Origin of the sequence: Amycolatopsis dongchuanensis (assembly GCF_039542405.1) — a bacterium.
GTDB lineage: Bacteria > Actinomycetota > Actinomycetes > Mycobacteriales > Pseudonocardiaceae > Amycolatopsis_E > Amycolatopsis_E sacchari.
Genome location: NZ_BAABIB010000035.1, coordinates 23605 through 38144, shown reverse-complemented (window position 1 = coordinate 38144; position 14540 = coordinate 23605). Strand labels below are relative to the sequence as shown.

At 70.4% G+C, this 14540-nt stretch carries 18 protein-coding genes; 13 read left to right on the top strand and 5 right to left on the bottom strand.

Features of this window, described 5'->3' with window-relative positions:
- Positions 1-16: 16 nt before the first annotated feature.
- From ABFX51_RS06730 to ABFX51_RS06720, 3 genes are all read left to right on the top strand, one after another.
- Positions 17-451 (top strand): DUF2550 domain-containing protein, encoded by a 435-nt coding sequence (locus ABFX51_RS06730; RefSeq protein WP_091513911.1) that lies wholly within the window; start codon positions 17-19, stop codon positions 449-451.
- A 100-nt stretch (positions 452-551) separates the two neighbouring features.
- On the top strand, positions 552-812 hold the full coding sequence (locus ABFX51_RS06725; protein ID WP_346052806.1) for a ribbon-helix-helix domain-containing protein: 261 nt from the start codon (positions 552-554) through the stop codon (positions 810-812).
- Positions 799-1227, top strand: coding sequence for a type II toxin-antitoxin system VapC family toxin (locus ABFX51_RS06720; RefSeq protein WP_346052804.1), 429 nt, complete (start codon positions 799-801; stop codon positions 1225-1227). The genes ABFX51_RS06725 and ABFX51_RS06720 overlap by 14 nt, the downstream gene beginning before the upstream one ends.
- Here the strand turns inward: ABFX51_RS06720 and ABFX51_RS06715 are convergent.
- Together ABFX51_RS06715 and ABFX51_RS06710 are read right to left on the bottom strand one after the other, a co-directional pair.
- The gene (locus ABFX51_RS06715; RefSeq protein WP_346052802.1) at positions 1224-1796 is read right to left on the bottom strand and encodes a cob(I)yrinic acid a,c-diamide adenosyltransferase; all 573 of its coding nucleotides are present in this window, start codon (positions 1794-1796) and stop codon (positions 1224-1226) included. The two genes, ABFX51_RS06720 and ABFX51_RS06715, sit on opposite strands and share 4 nt — an antisense overlap.
- Positions 1797-1860: 64 nt before the next feature.
- Entirely contained in the window at positions 1861-3366 is a 1506-nt protein-coding gene (locus ABFX51_RS06710; protein WP_091513905.1) for a peptidase M16 family protein, read from the bottom strand.
- Between the two features lie 151 nt (positions 3367-3517).
- Between ABFX51_RS06710 and murA the strand changes: the two genes are divergently transcribed.
- Entirely contained in the window at positions 3518-4792 is a 1275-nt protein-coding gene (gene murA / locus ABFX51_RS06705) for a UDP-N-acetylglucosamine 1-carboxyvinyltransferase (RefSeq protein WP_091514086.1), read from the top strand.
- A gap of 91 nt (positions 4793-4883) precedes the next feature.
- On the opposite strand, the gene ABFX51_RS06700 is transcribed toward murA, so the two are convergent.
- Positions 4884-5507, bottom strand: coding sequence for a LysE family translocator (locus ABFX51_RS06700; RefSeq protein ID WP_346052800.1), 624 nt, complete (start codon positions 5505-5507; stop codon positions 4884-4886).
- A gap of 587 nt (positions 5508-6094) precedes the next feature.
- Here ABFX51_RS06700 and ehuB point away from each other — a divergent pair.
- From ehuB to ehuA, 4 genes are read left to right on the top strand one after another with little or no spacing between them, the layout of a single operon-like run.
- On the top strand, positions 6095-7003 hold the full coding sequence (gene ehuB / locus ABFX51_RS06695; protein ID WP_346052846.1) for an ectoine/hydroxyectoine ABC transporter substrate-binding protein EhuB: 909 nt from the start codon (positions 6095-6097) through the stop codon (positions 7001-7003).
- Between the two features lie 4 nt (positions 7004-7007).
- Positions 7008-7727, top strand: coding sequence for an ectoine/hydroxyectoine ABC transporter permease subunit EhuC (gene ehuC, locus ABFX51_RS06690; protein WP_346052798.1), 720 nt, complete (start codon positions 7008-7010; stop codon positions 7725-7727).
- Positions 7724-8380, top strand: a complete 657-nt coding sequence (ehuD, locus tag ABFX51_RS06685) for an ectoine/hydroxyectoine ABC transporter permease subunit EhuD (protein ID WP_346052796.1) — start codon at positions 7724-7726, stop codon at positions 8378-8380. Before ehuC ends, ehuD begins: the two co-directional genes overlap by 4 nt.
- Positions 8364-9149, top strand: a complete 786-nt coding sequence (gene ehuA, locus ABFX51_RS06680) for an ectoine/hydroxyectoine ABC transporter ATP-binding protein EhuA (protein WP_346052795.1) — start codon at positions 8364-8366, stop codon at positions 9147-9149. The genes ehuD and ehuA overlap by 17 nt, the downstream gene beginning before the upstream one ends.
- A gap of 7 nt (positions 9150-9156) precedes the next feature.
- Here ehuA and ABFX51_RS06675 read toward each other — a convergent pair whose 3' ends face one another.
- Complete coding sequence (locus tag ABFX51_RS06675) at positions 9157-9360, bottom strand: hypothetical protein (protein WP_346052793.1); 204 nt, start codon at positions 9358-9360, stop codon at positions 9157-9159.
- Positions 9361-9629: 269 nt separating this feature from the next.
- Between ABFX51_RS06675 and dctA the strand changes: the two genes are divergently transcribed.
- Genes dctA through ABFX51_RS06655 form a run of 4 tightly spaced genes read left to right on the top strand, consistent with a single transcriptional unit; the run spans position 9630 to position 13112 of the window.
- Positions 9630-10940 (top strand): C4-dicarboxylate transporter DctA, encoded by a 1311-nt coding sequence (gene dctA / locus ABFX51_RS06670; protein ID WP_346052791.1) that lies wholly within the window; start codon positions 9630-9632, stop codon positions 10938-10940.
- A gap of 14 nt (positions 10941-10954) precedes the next feature.
- Entirely contained in the window at positions 10955-11458 is a 504-nt protein-coding gene (locus tag ABFX51_RS06665) for a carboxymuconolactone decarboxylase family protein (protein WP_346052789.1), read from the top strand.
- Positions 11455-12246, top strand: a complete 792-nt coding sequence (locus ABFX51_RS06660; RefSeq protein WP_346052788.1) for an SDR family NAD(P)-dependent oxidoreductase — start codon at positions 11455-11457, stop codon at positions 12244-12246. Before ABFX51_RS06665 ends, ABFX51_RS06660 begins: the two co-directional genes overlap by 4 nt.
- On the top strand, positions 12246-13112 hold the full coding sequence (locus tag ABFX51_RS06655; RefSeq protein ID WP_346052786.1) for an amidohydrolase family protein: 867 nt from the start codon (positions 12246-12248) through the stop codon (positions 13110-13112). Before ABFX51_RS06660 ends, ABFX51_RS06655 begins: the two co-directional genes overlap by 1 nt.
- Here ABFX51_RS06655 and ABFX51_RS06650 read toward each other — a convergent pair.
- The gene (locus tag ABFX51_RS06650; protein WP_346052784.1) at positions 13106-13876 is read right to left on the bottom strand and encodes an IclR family transcriptional regulator domain-containing protein; all 771 of its coding nucleotides are present in this window, start codon (positions 13874-13876) and stop codon (positions 13106-13108) included. The two genes, ABFX51_RS06655 and ABFX51_RS06650, sit on opposite strands and share 7 nt — an antisense overlap.
- A gap of 17 nt (positions 13877-13893) precedes the next feature.
- Here ABFX51_RS06650 and ABFX51_RS06645 point away from each other — a divergent pair, with 17 nt between their 5' ends.
- Positions 13894-14535 carry a hypothetical protein gene (locus ABFX51_RS06645; protein ID WP_346052782.1) on the top strand — a complete coding sequence of 214 codons (642 nt, stop codon included), beginning with the start codon at positions 13894-13896 and terminating at the stop codon, positions 14533-14535.
- Positions 14536-14540 lie beyond the last annotated feature (5 nt).

The window sequence follows — 14540 nt, the reverse complement described above, 5'->3', positions numbered from 1 at the left end:
CGAGCGGGAGCCGGCCGTGGAGATCGCCGTGGTTGTCCTGGTTCTCCTGCTGGCTCTTGTCGTTCTGGCGGCCTGGTACGGGCTGCGCTGGGTGCGGATGCGCCGTGGCGGTGGCGTGAGCGTCGCGCTGCGGTGGGATCCGGACAACGCCCGCGCGGGCTGGCACCTGGGCATGGCGCGCTACGAGGCCGAGGTGTTCGCCTGGTACCGCGTGTGGAGCCTGCGGACCGGGCCGGACCGCGTGTTCGAGCGGGAAACCCTGATGATCGCCGACCGGCGGGATCCCGCGGGCACGGAGGCGTACGCCGTCCCGGCGGACGCGACGGTGCTGCGGTGCGAGTCCGAGGGGCACGAGCCCATCGAGATCGCGATGGGGCCCGGTGCGCTGACGGGCTTCCTGTCCTGGCTGGAGTCGGCCCCACCGGGGCGGCGGCTGCCACGGGCGAGCTGAGCTTTGCGAAGAGCCATCCCTTTCGGGGTGGCTCTTCGTGTTTCCGCAGGTAGGTTGCCCGATGCATCATGATGCGCCCAGGTGATGCTATGATGTGGTCATGAGAACCACGGTGACGCTCGACGACGCGCTTCTGCGTGAGGCCAAGACTGTGGCGGTGCGGAGCGGAAGGTCGTTCAGCGCCGTGCTGGAGGACGCGCTGCGGGTGTGGCTGGCGGAGCGGGCCGACGCACGGAGGCAGGCGGCCGGGTTCCGGCTGCCCGTCGACGGCGAGGGTGGCCTGCGCCCCGGCGTGGACCTCGGGGACAAGGAGGCGCTGTCCGCGCTGCTCGATGAGGATGTGCCCTTTGCTGATCGTTGACGTCAACGTCCTCGTCCACGCCTTCCGGCAGGACGTCGAGGGGCACGATCAGTACCGGAGGTGGCTGGAGCACCGGCTCCTCGGGATCGAACCGGTGGGGATCAGCGAACTCGCGTTGTCCGGCTTGCTGCGGCTGGTGACCAACCACCGGGTCTTCCGGGTGCCCAGCACCCCGGACAAGGCGCTGGCCTTCTGCGAGGCCGTGCGCCACGCGCCCGCCGCGGTGCCGGTCCGGCCGGGCCCGCGGCACTGGGACATCTTCGCGGAGTTGTGCCGCAAGGTCGAGGCGCGCGGCAACCTCGTGCCGGACGCGTACCACGCGGCGCTGGCCATGGAGAACGACGCGACGTGGGTGAGCACGGACCGCGACTTCGCGAAGTTCCCCGGGCTGCGCTGGGAACTGCCGCTCAACTAAGGAGCCCCGCCGGGCTGCCAGAGCACGTCGCCGTCGGGGTTGGCGGCGCGGGCGAGGATGAACAGCAGGTCGGACAGGCGGTTGAGGTACTTCACGGCCAGGGCGTTGGTGTGCTCGGCGTCGGCCTCGACGAGGGCCCAGCCGCTGCGTTCGGCGCGGCGGGCGACCGTGCGGGCCTGGTGGAGGAAGGCGGCGCCCGGGGTGCCGCCGGGCAGGATGAACGACGTCAGCTTCGGCAGGCGCTCGTTGAACTCGTCGCACCAGCCTTCGAGGCGCGTGATGTAGTCCTCGGTGATCCGGAGAGGTGGATACGGAGGATTTTCGACGACCGGCGCGCACAGGTCGGCACCCACGTCGAACAGGTCGTTCTGCACCCGCCGCAGCACGCCCGCGATCTCCTCGCCGAGGTTGCCCATCGCGATCGCGAGACCGATGACGGAGTTGGTCTCGTCGACGTCCGCATACGCGGCCAGGCGCGGATCGGTCTTCGGGACGCGGCTGCCGTCACCGAGCGCCGTCGTGCCGTTGTCGCCGACCTTGGTGTAGACGCGGTTGATGCGTACGGGCATGCCTCGAATGTAGCTGTCACGCGGAGCGTGTCCGTTGAGGGTGGTGGTGGGGAAGCGGCTGGCCTTAGGACTGTTCGAACAAGCGCATCGCGTCCGGCGCGTCGAAGCGGACCTCCTCGGGGAACCGCGACAGCAGCTCGCGCACGAGCGCCCTGCCGCCGCGCCAGTCGCCGGGGCGCACGGTGATCATGCCGCCGTGCAGGCCGGACACGTGCAGGATCGGCAGCTGCCCGTCGGTGTGCTCGACGCCCACCCCCGCGACGTCGTCGAAGCGGATCACGGCGACCGGCACCGGGCTGCCGCCGTAGTACGACGTCAGGCCCTCCTCGCCGACCACGAGCCGCAGGCCGCGCGGCGCGGTGGACCCGACGAACGCCCGCTTGACCTCGCGGCCCTGCGGCGGCGTCAGCGGGCTGCCGGGCAGCTCCGGCAGGTCACGCGGAACGCGGCCCTCCGGCGCGCACAGCACGAGGTTCGCGGCGAGTTCCCGTGCCGCGGCCGCGACCGCGTCCGGATCAACGCCGGCGAGGACCTCCTTCTGGTGCCCCGCGGCCGACGACCAGCCCGTGAGCTCGCTCATCGCCTCGTCGAACACGCGGTACTCGGCGAACTCGCGCTCGGTGAGCTGCTCCACCAGGTTGTCGCGGTCCGCGGCCAGCTCCTCGTCCCTGGGCCCGGCCTCGCCCAGCACGAGCAGCTCCCCGCGGATCGCCTCGACGACGCGGGAGGCGTGCTTGTCGGGCACGTCCGTGCCGAAACCGAGCACCGCGCGCCGGTCGTCGACCATCTGGTGGTCGAAACCGAGGTCGTAGACGAGGCCTTCCCCGTGCCGCAGCCGGTCGGTCAGGCGGGTGATCAGCACGCCGGTGGCGCAGCCCATCGCGGCCGTCCAGTCCACCAGCGCGCAGCCGACGACGCCGTTGGGCACGGTGGTCGTGGCCGGGGTGGGCAGCGTGAACGGCGGGGCCACGGGCGGCCGGCCGCGAGGCCCGTCCGGCAGCGGGAGCCGCAGGTCCTCCGGCGGCGGGCCGGAGAGCACGAGCGCGGCGTTGCCGCGGTGGAACCAGCGGGCGCACCAGGCGCGCACGTCCTCGGCGCTGGCGCGGACGGTGGCGACCTGGACGTTGCCCGCGAGGCCGTAGGCGCGGTTGCCGAACCACAGCGACGCGGGGAGCCACGACGTGACGCCCGGGCCCTCGCTCGTCCGCTCCTCGGCCATCAGGATGCCGCGTTCCAGGTCGAGCGGGCCGGTGTCGAGATCGCTCAGCGAGTCGCAGATCCGGCGCAGGTGCTGGACGACGGTGGCGGGGTTGCTGCCGACGTCGAAGCTGGTGTGCAGCATCTCGGTCGAGGCGTTGTTGTCGTAGCGGCTGGTGCGCAGCGGGCGCATCGCCAGGTGTTCGACGAGGTGCGTGATGCCCGTTTCGAGGAACGTCTCGTGCGCGAGGCCCACGCCGAAGATCAGACTCGCGTTCAGCCGACCGGGTTGGTCGTGCCAGAAGACCGGTACGCCGTCGATCTCGGTGCGGTGCACCGTCGGTAGCTCGGGGGTCGTGGGACGGGCCACCATCTCGCGCTTCGCTCCCTCGGGCGGGTTACACAGCAGGCGTTTATCGCTCGTGAAGCGCGTAGTGTTTCACACTTTCGCCTGAATCTTGTCGCGGTGTGTTATCGCGTGCCCTCCCGATCGGGTGGCATCCGGGGGAGGCATGATGACGGCCATGAGCGAGCACTGGGACGTGCATGGCGGGGCCCGCCTGGAGGGCGAGGTCGAGGTCGTCGGGGCGAAGAACAGCGTTCTCAAGCTGATGGCCGCGGCGCTGCTCGCCGAGGGCACCACGACGATCACCAACTGCCCGCAGATCCTCGACGTCCCCCTGATGGCGGACGTCCTGCGGAGCGTCGGCTGCGAGGTGGAGCTCGACGGCGACACGGCGCGGATCACGACGCCGTCCGAGCTGTCGCACCGCGCCGATTCGCCGGCGATGGGCAAGCTGCGGGCGTCGGTGTGCGTGCTCGGGCCGCTGGTGGGCAGGCTGAAGCGGGCCGTCGTGGCGCTGCCGGGCGGGGACGCGATCGGTTCGCGGCCGCTGGACATGCACCAGAACGGGCTGCGTGCGCTGGGCGCGACGAGCACGATCGAGCACGGCTGCGTCGTGGCGAAGGCCGACGAGCTGCAGGGCGCCCAGATCTGGCTGGACTTCCCGAGCGTCGGGGCGACCGAGAACATCCTGATGGCCGCGGTGCTGGCCGAGGGCACGACGGTGATCGACAACGCGGCCCGCGAGCCGGAGATCGCCGACATCTGCACGATGCTGATCGAGATGGGCGCGAAGATCGAGGGCGCCGGCACATCGACCCTGACCGTGCACGGCGTGGACGCGCTGCACCCGACGGAACACCGCGTGATCGGCGACCGGATCGTGGGTGCCACGTGGGCGTTCGCGGCGGCGATGACGCGGGGCGACATCACCGTGCGCGGCGTGAACCCGCACCACCTCGACCTGGTGCTGGACAAGCTGCGCATGGCCGGCGCCGAGGTGACGACGTTCGACGGCACGGGTTTCCGCGTGGTGCAGGCGGAACGGCCGAAGGCGGTGGACTTCGTGACGCTGCCGTACCCGGGTTTCGCGACCGACCTGCAGCCGTTCGCCGTGGCGCTGTCCGCGATCTCGGAGGGCACGTCGATGATCACGGAGAACGTGTACGAGGCGAGGTTCCGGTTCATCGAGGAGATGCAGCGCCTGGGCGCGGACGCCCGGACGGACGGGCACCACGCGGTCGTGCGCGGGGTGGATTCGCTGTCCAGCGCGCCGGTGTGGGCGTCGGACATCCGCGCCGGAGCGGGCCTCGTGCTGGCCGGCCTGTGCGCCGACGGTGTGACGGAGGTGTGGGACGTCTTCCACATCGACCGCGGCTACCCGCACTTCGTCGAGAACCTGAACCGGCTGGGGGCGCGCATCGAGCGGGTTTCGGGAGCGCCGGAGCGCTCCTGACCGCGTCCCGCGGTCGGGGTGGTGCCGGGTGAGGTTGCGGAAGCGGCCTGGTGGACCTGGACGAGGGCGCGGTCATGGCGCCGCGCCCTCTCTAGCCCTCCGCGGCGAGTGCGATGCCGAAGCCGATCAGGGCGCTGCCGGTCACCGCGTCGAGGGAGCGGCGGACGCGGCGGCGTTGCAGCCACGCCCGCACGCGGTGCACGAGCGCCATCAGCACCAGCAGCCACAGCGCACCCAGCACCGCGACCGTGTAGGCCAGCAGCAGCGCGTCCCACGCCGTGGAGCGCACCGGGTCGAGGAACTGCGGCAGCACGGACAGGTACAGCGCCAGCACCTTCGGGTTGGTGATGTTCGACAGGAAACCCTCACGCCAGCGCCGGAACCCGCTGGCACGGGAACCGATCGCGTCGAGCATGCCGTAGTCGCCGCGGCGGGCGCTGCGCAGCGCCTGCACCCCGAGGTAACACAGGTACACCACGCCCGCCCAGCGCAACGTCGTGAACAGCGGCTGTGAGCGCACGATCAGCGTCCCGAGCCCCAGCGCGACCGCCGTGCCCTGCGCCAGGTTGCCCACCGCGATCCCGAACACCGCCAGCAGCCCGCCCCGCGTGCCGCCCGCCAGCGCGTTCTTCAGCGTGACCATCGTGTCGGGCCCCGGCGCGAGGACCACCAGTACGACGAACACCAGGTAGGTGCCATAAGAACTCCACGTCACGGATATCCACGCTAATCCGCTGGCCTGCCCGCGCGAAGGGGTTTTCGGGTTGGTGTGCGATCACACGCTGATGCAGTTGCCGACGATCCGGTGGATGACGGGGCTCCAGGCCTCGCCCTGGTAGGCGCCGCGGAAGATGGCATGGGCCTGCCACGCCTGGTCCCCGGCGAGACCGTCGGTGTACTCCGCCGTGGCGGCCGAGCAGCCCTGCCCGACGGCACAGGTCGCGTGGGACGAGGAGGGGAGTCACAGCTGACCCGACCGCCGGCGGTGACGTTCGCCGGGCGCGCGTCCACCGTGTAGGCGAGCGCTCCCGGCGTACAGGCGATCCTCGGAGCCACTTGTGCGGTGGTGGTCGTGGCGCCGCAGACGAGCACCAATGCGGGCAGGCCGGCGGCCGCCCTGGATTTCGTGAACCGCCTCGATCCGGTTGGCAATTCACGGTCATCAGGCGATAGGTGCTGCTCGGTCGCTCCGCGGGCTTTTCCAGAAATCCGCCGCTTTGATCTCGATCTGGTAACGCCCCCTGACCTGAACGGGTGTTCCACCTACGTTCGGTGACAACCCGAACCGACAAGGGGGCGATGATGCCGCACGGTGAGTGGACGCGACGGGATTTCTTCATGCGGTCGGCGGCAGCCGGCGCGGTGGCACTGGGCGGACCGGCGGTCCTCGCCGCGTGCACGCAGGTGCCCCAGGGCGGTTCCGGCAGCGGCGGAACGCTCCAGAGCGCGCGGAGCGTGGGGGTCATCAAAGTCGGCATCGCCGGCGAAATCCCTTACGGCTACACGGACAAGGGCGTCGTCACCGGTGAGGCGCCGGAGGTCGCGAAGGCGGTGTTCCGCAACATCGGGATCGCGAACGTGCAGGCCGACCAGGTCGAGTTCGGCCAGCTGATCCAGTCCCTCAACGCGCGGCAGTACGACATGGTCGCGGCGGGCATGGCGATCCTGCCGAAACGGTGCGAGAACGCGGCCTTTTCCGATGTGGACTACGTGACGCCCACGGCTTTCCTGGTACCGAAGGGAAATCCGCAGCAGGTCCGCAACTTCGACGACGCCAAGGCGAAGGGCGTCGACGTCGCAGTGTTGTCGGGGACCGTCGAGCAACAGGTCGCCACCGATCTCGGGCTGCCCAAGGACAAGATCCACGCCTACGACGGCCAGCCGGAACTGCTGCAGGCGCTGCTGACCAACCGCGCCTACTGCGGCGCGCTCACCGACATCTCCCTGCGTGCACTGGTCGCGCAGAACCCCGGCGCCCCGCTGGAGGTCACCGACGGGTTCATCCCGGTGGTCAACGGAAAACGCCAGATCCAGGCGGGCGGTTTCGTGTTCCGCAAGGACGACAACGACCTGCGCACGGCCTTCAACACGGAGCTGAAGAAACTCCAGTCGAGCGGGCAGTGGCTGCAGATCGTCAAACCGTTCGGCTTCGCGGAGTCGAACGTGCCACCCGCGGACATCACGACCGAGCAGCTGTGCGCGGGAAAGTGACCGGATGTTCGACAACCTCGGCTTCTTCGCCTCGACGATCGCCGACGGTCTGCTCCTGACGGTCGAGGCCACGGTCGGCGGGATCGTGGTGGCGGCGCTGCTGTCGTTCGTCGCGGGGCTGGCGATGCTGTCGCCGTTCCTCGTCGTCCGTTTCGTGGCCAGGGTGTACGTCGAGGTGTGGCGCGGGACGTCCGAAGTGGTCCAGCTGCTGTGGATCTACTTCGTGCTGCCGATCCTCACCGGGTTCCAGCTGATGCCGTTGTGGGCGGGCATCCTGGTGCTCGGGCTGAACCACGGCGCGTACGGCGCGGAGATCGTGCGCGGCGCGGTCCAGTCCGTGCCGAAGGCGCAGTACGAGGGTGCGGTCGCGCTGAACCTCACGGCGTGGCAACGGATGCGGCGCGTGATCCTGCCGCAGGCCGTCGTCGAGATGCTCCCGCCGTTCAACAACCTGTTCATCCAGCTGCTCAAGGCTTCCGCGCTGCTGACCATCGTCAACGTGCACGAGATCACCTACCAGGCACGGCGGGTGCTGCTGATCAACCACACCGGACAGGCCCTGCTGATCTGGACGCTCGTGCTGCTGTTCTACCTCGTGCTGGCGATCGTGATCACCTTCGGCATGCGGCTGCTGGAACGGGCCGCGGCCGCACGCGTCGGCCGGACGCCGGTGGAGCGGCGGGGGATGTTGCGCACCAAGGCGTTGCAGGCAGGTGTGCGATGACGTGGGACTGGAACTTCGCCTGGGAAGCGCTTCCCTCCGTGCTCAACGGGCTCGTGGTGACGATCGAGGCGACGCTGCTGGGCTCGTTGCTGGCCTACGTGCTCGGGCTGCCGCTGGCGTTGCTGCGGCGTTCCCGCATCCGCGTGGTCAGCACGATCACGTGGCTGTTCATCGAGTTCGTCCGCAGCACCCCGTTGCTGGTGCAGCTGTTCTTCCTGTTCTTCGTGCTGCCGACGGTCGGCATCACGATGTCCCCGCTGACGACGGGGGTGATCGGGCTCGGGGTGCACTACGCGACCTACACCGCGGAGGTGTACCGCGCGGGGATCGAGGGCGTGCCGCGAGGGCAGTGGGAGGCGGCGCGGGCGCTGAGCCTGCCGCCGTGGCGGACGTGGCGCGCGGTGATCCTGCCGCAGGCCGTGCCGCGCGTGCTGCCCGCGCTGGGCAACAACATGATCTCCATGTTCAAGGAGACCCCGCTGCTGCTCACGATCAGCGTGCTGGACGTCGTCGGCGCGGCCTACGAGGTCGGCTCGGCGTCGTTCCGGTTCGTCGAGCCGCTGACGATCGCGGGTGTCCTGTTCCTGCTGCTGAGCTATCCGGCAGCGCTGCTCGTCCGATGGTTGGAGCGCTGTTTTGGCATCGCACAGTGACCCCGAGATCGTCTTCGACGGCGTGGTCAAGCGCTTCGGCGACCACGTCGTGCTGCGGGACCTGGACTTCTCCGTGGCGCCCGGCGAGTTCGTCACGCTGATCGGGCCGAGCGGGTCGGGCAAGACGACGATCCTGCGCCTGCTCATGACGCTGGAACGCGTCGACGACGGCCGCATCCACGTCGGGGGCGAGTGCCTCACGCACGAGCAGAAGGGCGACCGGTGGGTGCCCGCGGGCGAGAAGCACCTCCGGCGCATGCGCAAACGGATCGGCATGGTGTTCCAGCAGTTCAACCTGTTCCCGAACATGAACGTGCTCCAGAACGTCACCGAGGCGCCGGTGCGCGCGCTCGGACTGTCCAAATCGGACGCCGAGGAGCGCGCGGTGGAGCTGCTGGAGCTCGTCGGGCTCGCGGACAAGATCCGCGAGCACCCGAGCAGGCTGTCCGGCGGGCAGCAGCAGCGGGTCGCCATCGCGCGGGCGCTGGCCATGCGGCCCGAGGTGCTGTTGCTGGACGAGGTGACGTCGGCGCTCGACCCGGAGCTGGTCGCCGGGGTCCTCAAGGTGCTCAAGGACATCGCGACGACCACGGACATCACGTTCCTGTGCGTCACGCACGAGATGCAGTTCGCGCGTGACGTGTCGGACCGCGTGATGATGTTCGACCAGGGTCAGGTCATCGAGGACGCCCCGCCGGAGAAGCTGTTCACCGAACCGGACCACGAGCGCACGCGGGAGTTCCTGCACGCCGTGCTCGACCGGCCCTGAAAGCGGTTCACCGCCCGCCGAACAGCTTCCGCCCCAGCCGGAGACGACGGCCCTTGCCCTCGCAGGCCCCGCAGCTGCGGAAGGCCTTTCCGGACGGTGAGCGGTGCTTGCCCGTGCCGCCGCAGCTGCGGCAGGCGGCGAAGGGCCAGATGAGGCACTGGATGGCGTAGACGGCTGCGACGATCAGGCCGAGCACGATGAGCTGGGTCATCGCGCGCTCCTTCCCCTCGGGGACCGCCGGGCGCGGACTCGGCGGCCGGACTGGCTGCGGCTCCGCGGCGCGGTCTCGAAAAGAAAGCGCTGCCCCTGCAGGCCGGCCACGGTGCCGTCCTTTCGGGATGCCCAGACCCGAGCGGAATTCACCTCGGATGGTCCAAGTGGCCGGTTTTCCCGGCGCCCCTTGACCAGGTGTACCCGAACGGCGCATCATGTGTTCGTCAGTCGAGCAGATGTGCGTCAGTCGAACAAGCGGAGACGATGATGTCGGCCGGAAGAGTCCTCAAAAGCGCTTTCACCACGAAGCTCTACGTCACCGTCCTGGTGGCGATCGTCCTGGGCGCGGTGCTCGGCTTCGTCGCGCCCGGCGTGGGCGCCTCGCTGCAACCCGTGGGCACCGGGTTCATCTCGCTCATCCAGATGCTCATCGCGCCTGTCGTGTTCTGCACGATCGTCACGGGGGTCGCGTCGGCCGGCGAGCTGACCAGCGTCGGACGGGTCGGCGTGAAAGCGCTCGTCTACTTCGAAGTGCTCACCACGATCGCCCTGATCATCGGGCTCGTCGTGATGGACCTGTTCCGGCCCGGCACCGGCATCCACGCCGACCCCGGGTCGCTCAAGCTGTCCGGCACCGCGCAGCAGTACGTGCAGACCGGCGAGTCGCAGCACTGGTACGACTTCATCGTCAACATCATCCCGAAGACCGTGGTCAGCGCGTTCACCGAGGGCAACGTGCTGCAGGTGCTGCTCGTCGCGGTCCTGTTCGCCATCGCGGTCAAGGCGCTGGGGGAGCGCGGCGCGCCGCTCGTGCGCGGGATCGAACGCGTCAGCGACGCGTTGTTCGGCATCGTCAAGATCGTCATGTACCTGGCGCCGCTCGGCGCGTTCGGCGCGATGGCTTACACCACCGGCAAGTTCGGCGCGTCCACCCTGGCCAGTCTCGGCGGGATCGTCGTGTTGTTCTGGGCCACCGGGATCGTGTTCTGCCTCGTCGTGTTCGGCGTCGTGGCGCGGCTGTGCGGGATCCGGATCCTCAAGCTGTACAAGTACTTCAAGGACGAGTTGCTGATCACGCTCGGCACGGCCAACTACGAGGCCGTGATGCCGCAGCTGATGCGCAAGCTCGAACACCTGGGCGCGCCGAAGCGGATCGTCGGGCTCGTCGTGCCGTCCGGTTACGCCTTCAACGGCGACGGCGTCTGCCTGTACCTGGGCTTCGCGTCGCTCTACATCGCACAGGCCTTCGACGTGAACCTGACGCTGTGGCAGCAGATCGGGCTGCTCGCGGTGTTCATGGTGACGTCGAAGGGCAGTGCGGGCGTCGCGGGCGCGGGCTTCGTCATCCTCGCCGCGACGTTGTCCACGACGGGTGCCGTGCCCGTCGCCGGGATCATGCTCGTGCTGGGCATCGACCGGTTCCTGTCCACCATGCGCGGCCTCGTCAGCCTGTGCGGCCAGATGCTCGGCAGCATCGTCGTCAGCCGCTGGGAGGGCGTGTTCGACCTCGACCGGGCGCGGAAGGTGCTGTCCGGTCAACAACCCGCGGGCGCGCCGGAAACCGTGCCCGCGGCCTGAAAAGGAGTGGGAAATTGGCAAGGCTCGACTACGTGGCCGAGGGCGGCGAGGTCGCCGAGCGCATCCGTGCGCGACGCGGCGGCAGGCTGACCCCGCTGGACGGCGTGCTGCTGCACAGCCCGCCGTTCGCGGACGGCTGGAACAGCCTGCTCGGCGCCATCCGCGGGGCTTCCACGCTGCCCGGGGACGTCCGTGAGCTGGCGATCCTGCGCGTCGCCGAGCTCAACGGCGCCGAGTACGAGTGGTCCGCGCACGAGCCCGTCGCGAAGGACGAGGGGCTGGGCGTCGAGCAGATCGGCGCGCTGCGCACCGGCGGGGACGTGTCGGTGCTCGACGCGCGGCAGCGGGCCGCGCTCGCCTACACCGACGCGATGACCCGCGACGTCACCGTGCCCGAGGAGCTGTTCCGGGCGCTGGGCGAGCACTTCGACGAGCAGCAGGTCGTGGAGCTGACGGTCACGGTCGCCGCCTACAACATGGTGTCCCGGTTCCTCGTCGCGCTGGAGGTCGGGCGGTGACGGGCAGGCTCGACGGCAAGGTCGCGATCATCACCGGCGCGGGGAGCGTCGGCCCCGGCTGGGGCAACGGGCGTGCGGCGGCGGTGTTGTTCGCGCGCGAGGGGGCGAAGGTCTTCGCCGTGGACCTCAACCCGGACGCGCTGGCCGAGACGGTGGGCATGGTCGAAGGCACCATCAGCACGCACCTCTGCGACGTCACCGACAGCGCGGCGGTGGCGGGGATGGTCGAAGCCTGCCGCGCGGAGTTCGGCCGGGTGGACATCCTGGTCAACAACGTCGGCGGCTCGCGGCCCGGCGGTCCGGTCGAGCTGAGCGAGCAGGACTGGCAGTCACAGCTGGACTACAACCTGACCAGCGTGTTCCTGACGTGCAAGCACGTGATCCCGGTGATGAAGGCCCAGGGCGGCGGGGCGATCGTGAACACTGCGTCCACGTCCGGCACGCGCTTCACCGGCTCACCGCAGGTCGGCTACGCGTCCGCGAAGGCGGGCATCATCCAGTTGTCCAAGGTGACCGCCGTGCAGCACGCCGCCGACGGCATCCGCGTCAACACCGTCGTGCCGGGGCAGCTGCACACGCCGATGGTCGAGGCGCGGCTCGCCGGGCAGCGCGCGGGCGGGGACGTGGACACGCTGCTGGCGCAGCGGCAGTCCCGCATCCCGCTCGGGTTCATGGGCGACGGCCGGGACACCGCCTACGCCGCGCTGTACCTGGCCTCGGACGAAGCCCGGTTCGTCACGGGCACGGAGATCGTCGTCGACGGTGGCATGACCGCGAGGTGCGACTGATGACCGAACCCACCTGCCCCGGCCCGGACCCGGACCCGAAGCGGCCGGCGCTGACCCTGCCGCCGGGTGCCTGCGACGCGCACTGCCACATCTTCGGGCCGACCGCGAAGTTCCCGTACGCGCCGGACCGGACGTTCACCCCGCCGGAGGCGCCGTTGGAGGATCTCCAGCGGCTGCACGGGTTCCTCGGCTTCGAGCGGGCGGTGATCGTGCAGTCCGCCTGCCACGGCACCGACCACTCCGCGCTGCTCGACGCGCTGTCGAGGGGCTCCTACCGCGGGGTGGCGCTGGTGCGGCCGGACACGCCGGACGCTGAGATCGCGAGGTTGCACGAGGCGGGCGTGCGCGGGGCGCGGCTGCACTTCACCCCGCACCTCGGGCCGGCGCCGTCGGCCGAGACGATCCAGGGGATCGTGGACAAGATCCGGCCCTACGGCTGGCACATCGCCCTGCACGTGGCGGGGGACGGCATTGCCGACCACGAGGACATGGTGCGTGCGCTGCCGCTGCCCGTGGTCGTCGACCACATGGCGCGCGTGGACCTGCGGCAGGGGCTGGACAGCAGGGCCGTCACGGCGTTGCGGCGGCTGCTGGACACCGGCTCGGTGTGGGTCAAGCTGAGCGGCGCCGACCGGATCGCCGTGCACCCGCCGGAACTGGGCGACGCGGCGGTGCTGGCGAGGCTGCTGGCGGAGCACGCGCCGGAGCGGGTCGTGTGGGGCACGGACTTCCCGCACCCGAACACGCACGGCTTCATGCCCAACGACGGCGATCTGGTGAACCTGCTCGCCGAAATCGCCCCCGACGAGGCGTCGTTGCGCCGCTTGCTGGTGGATAATCCTTCGCGGTGTTTCGACTTTCAGTGAAGGCCCGCGATGTCCCGCGAGATCGCCTCGGCGGTTTCCAGCAGGCGCGGCACGAAGACGTCACGCAGCTCGTCGAGCGTGACGCGGGCGGCGTTCGCGGAGACGTTGAGCGCCGCCAGCACCTGCCCGCCCGAGCCCCGCACCGGGGCGGCCGCCGAGCGCACGCCCTCCTCGCGCTCGCCGTCCACGACGGCGTAGCCCTGCTCGCGCACGCGCCTCAGCTCCGCGCGCAGCTTCCCGGCGTCGGTCGTGGTGTGCGGGGTGAGCCGGCGCAGTTCCGCGGTGTCCAGATAGGACCGCAGCTCGTCGTCCGGCAGGGCGGCGAGCAGCACGCGGCCCATCGACGTCGGGTACGCGGGCAGGCGCGAACCCACGTTCAGCGTGATGCTCATCGAGCGGGGCGCCGGGACCCTGGCCACGTAGACGATCTCGCCACCGTCCAAAGTGGCCATCGAGCTGGCTTCCCGCAGCTCGTCGGACAACGCGCGCATGTGCGGCTGGGCGTGCTCCCAGAACGGCAGCGCCGCGAGGTAGCCGTACCCCAGCCGCAGCACCCCGGCGGTGAGCCGGAACTCGCGGCCGTCCGTCTCGGCGAAGCCCAGCCGCTGCAGGGTGAGCAGGATCCGGCGGGCCGTCGCGCGGGTCAGTCCCGTCGCGGCCGCCGCGCTGCTCACCGTCATCGCGGGGCGCTCGGCCGAGAAACTCTGCAACAGCCGGAAGGCCTTCTCGACCGAGTCGATGACGTCGGGGTCTTCTCTCGACACCGGAAAGACGGTACCCGATGACCGAAGGACTGCTGTTCGTTCTCGCCGAGCCCGGCCGGGTGCCGGAGGCGGAGTTCCACGACTGGTACGACACCGAGCACGCGCCCGCGCGCGTGGGGGTGCCCGGCATCCGCAGCGGCTACCGGTACCGCGCGCTCGACGGGCGGCGCCCCGGCTGGCTGGCGTGGTACGAGCTGGACACCGAGGTGCTGCGCGGCGAGGCGTACCAGGCGATCCGGCGGCGCAGCCCCCGCGAGCAGTCCGTCGTCGAGCGGCTGGAGACCCTGGACCGGCGGGTGTACGAGCTGATCGACGACCAGGGCACCCCCGTGGTGGAATCGCCGGTGGTCGTGTCGGTCGCCCTGTCCAGCGGCGACGAGCGCGGGCTGGACGCGTGGTACCGCGAGGAGCACGTGCCGCTGCTGCTGGCGATCCCCGGCTGGCGCCGCGTGCGGCGGTACCGGCGGGTCGAGGGCTCGGGCCCGGACCTGCTGGCGTTCCACGAGATCGACGACGTCGGCCTGTTCGACCGAACGGCCTACCGCGCCGCGACGAGCACGCCGTGGCGCAGCGAGGTGATGGCCCGCGTGACCGCCCGCGAACGCCGGGTTTTCGGCTACCACAACACCGCACGCCCTTGCCCGCCCGGCGAAGGGTGAGGTAG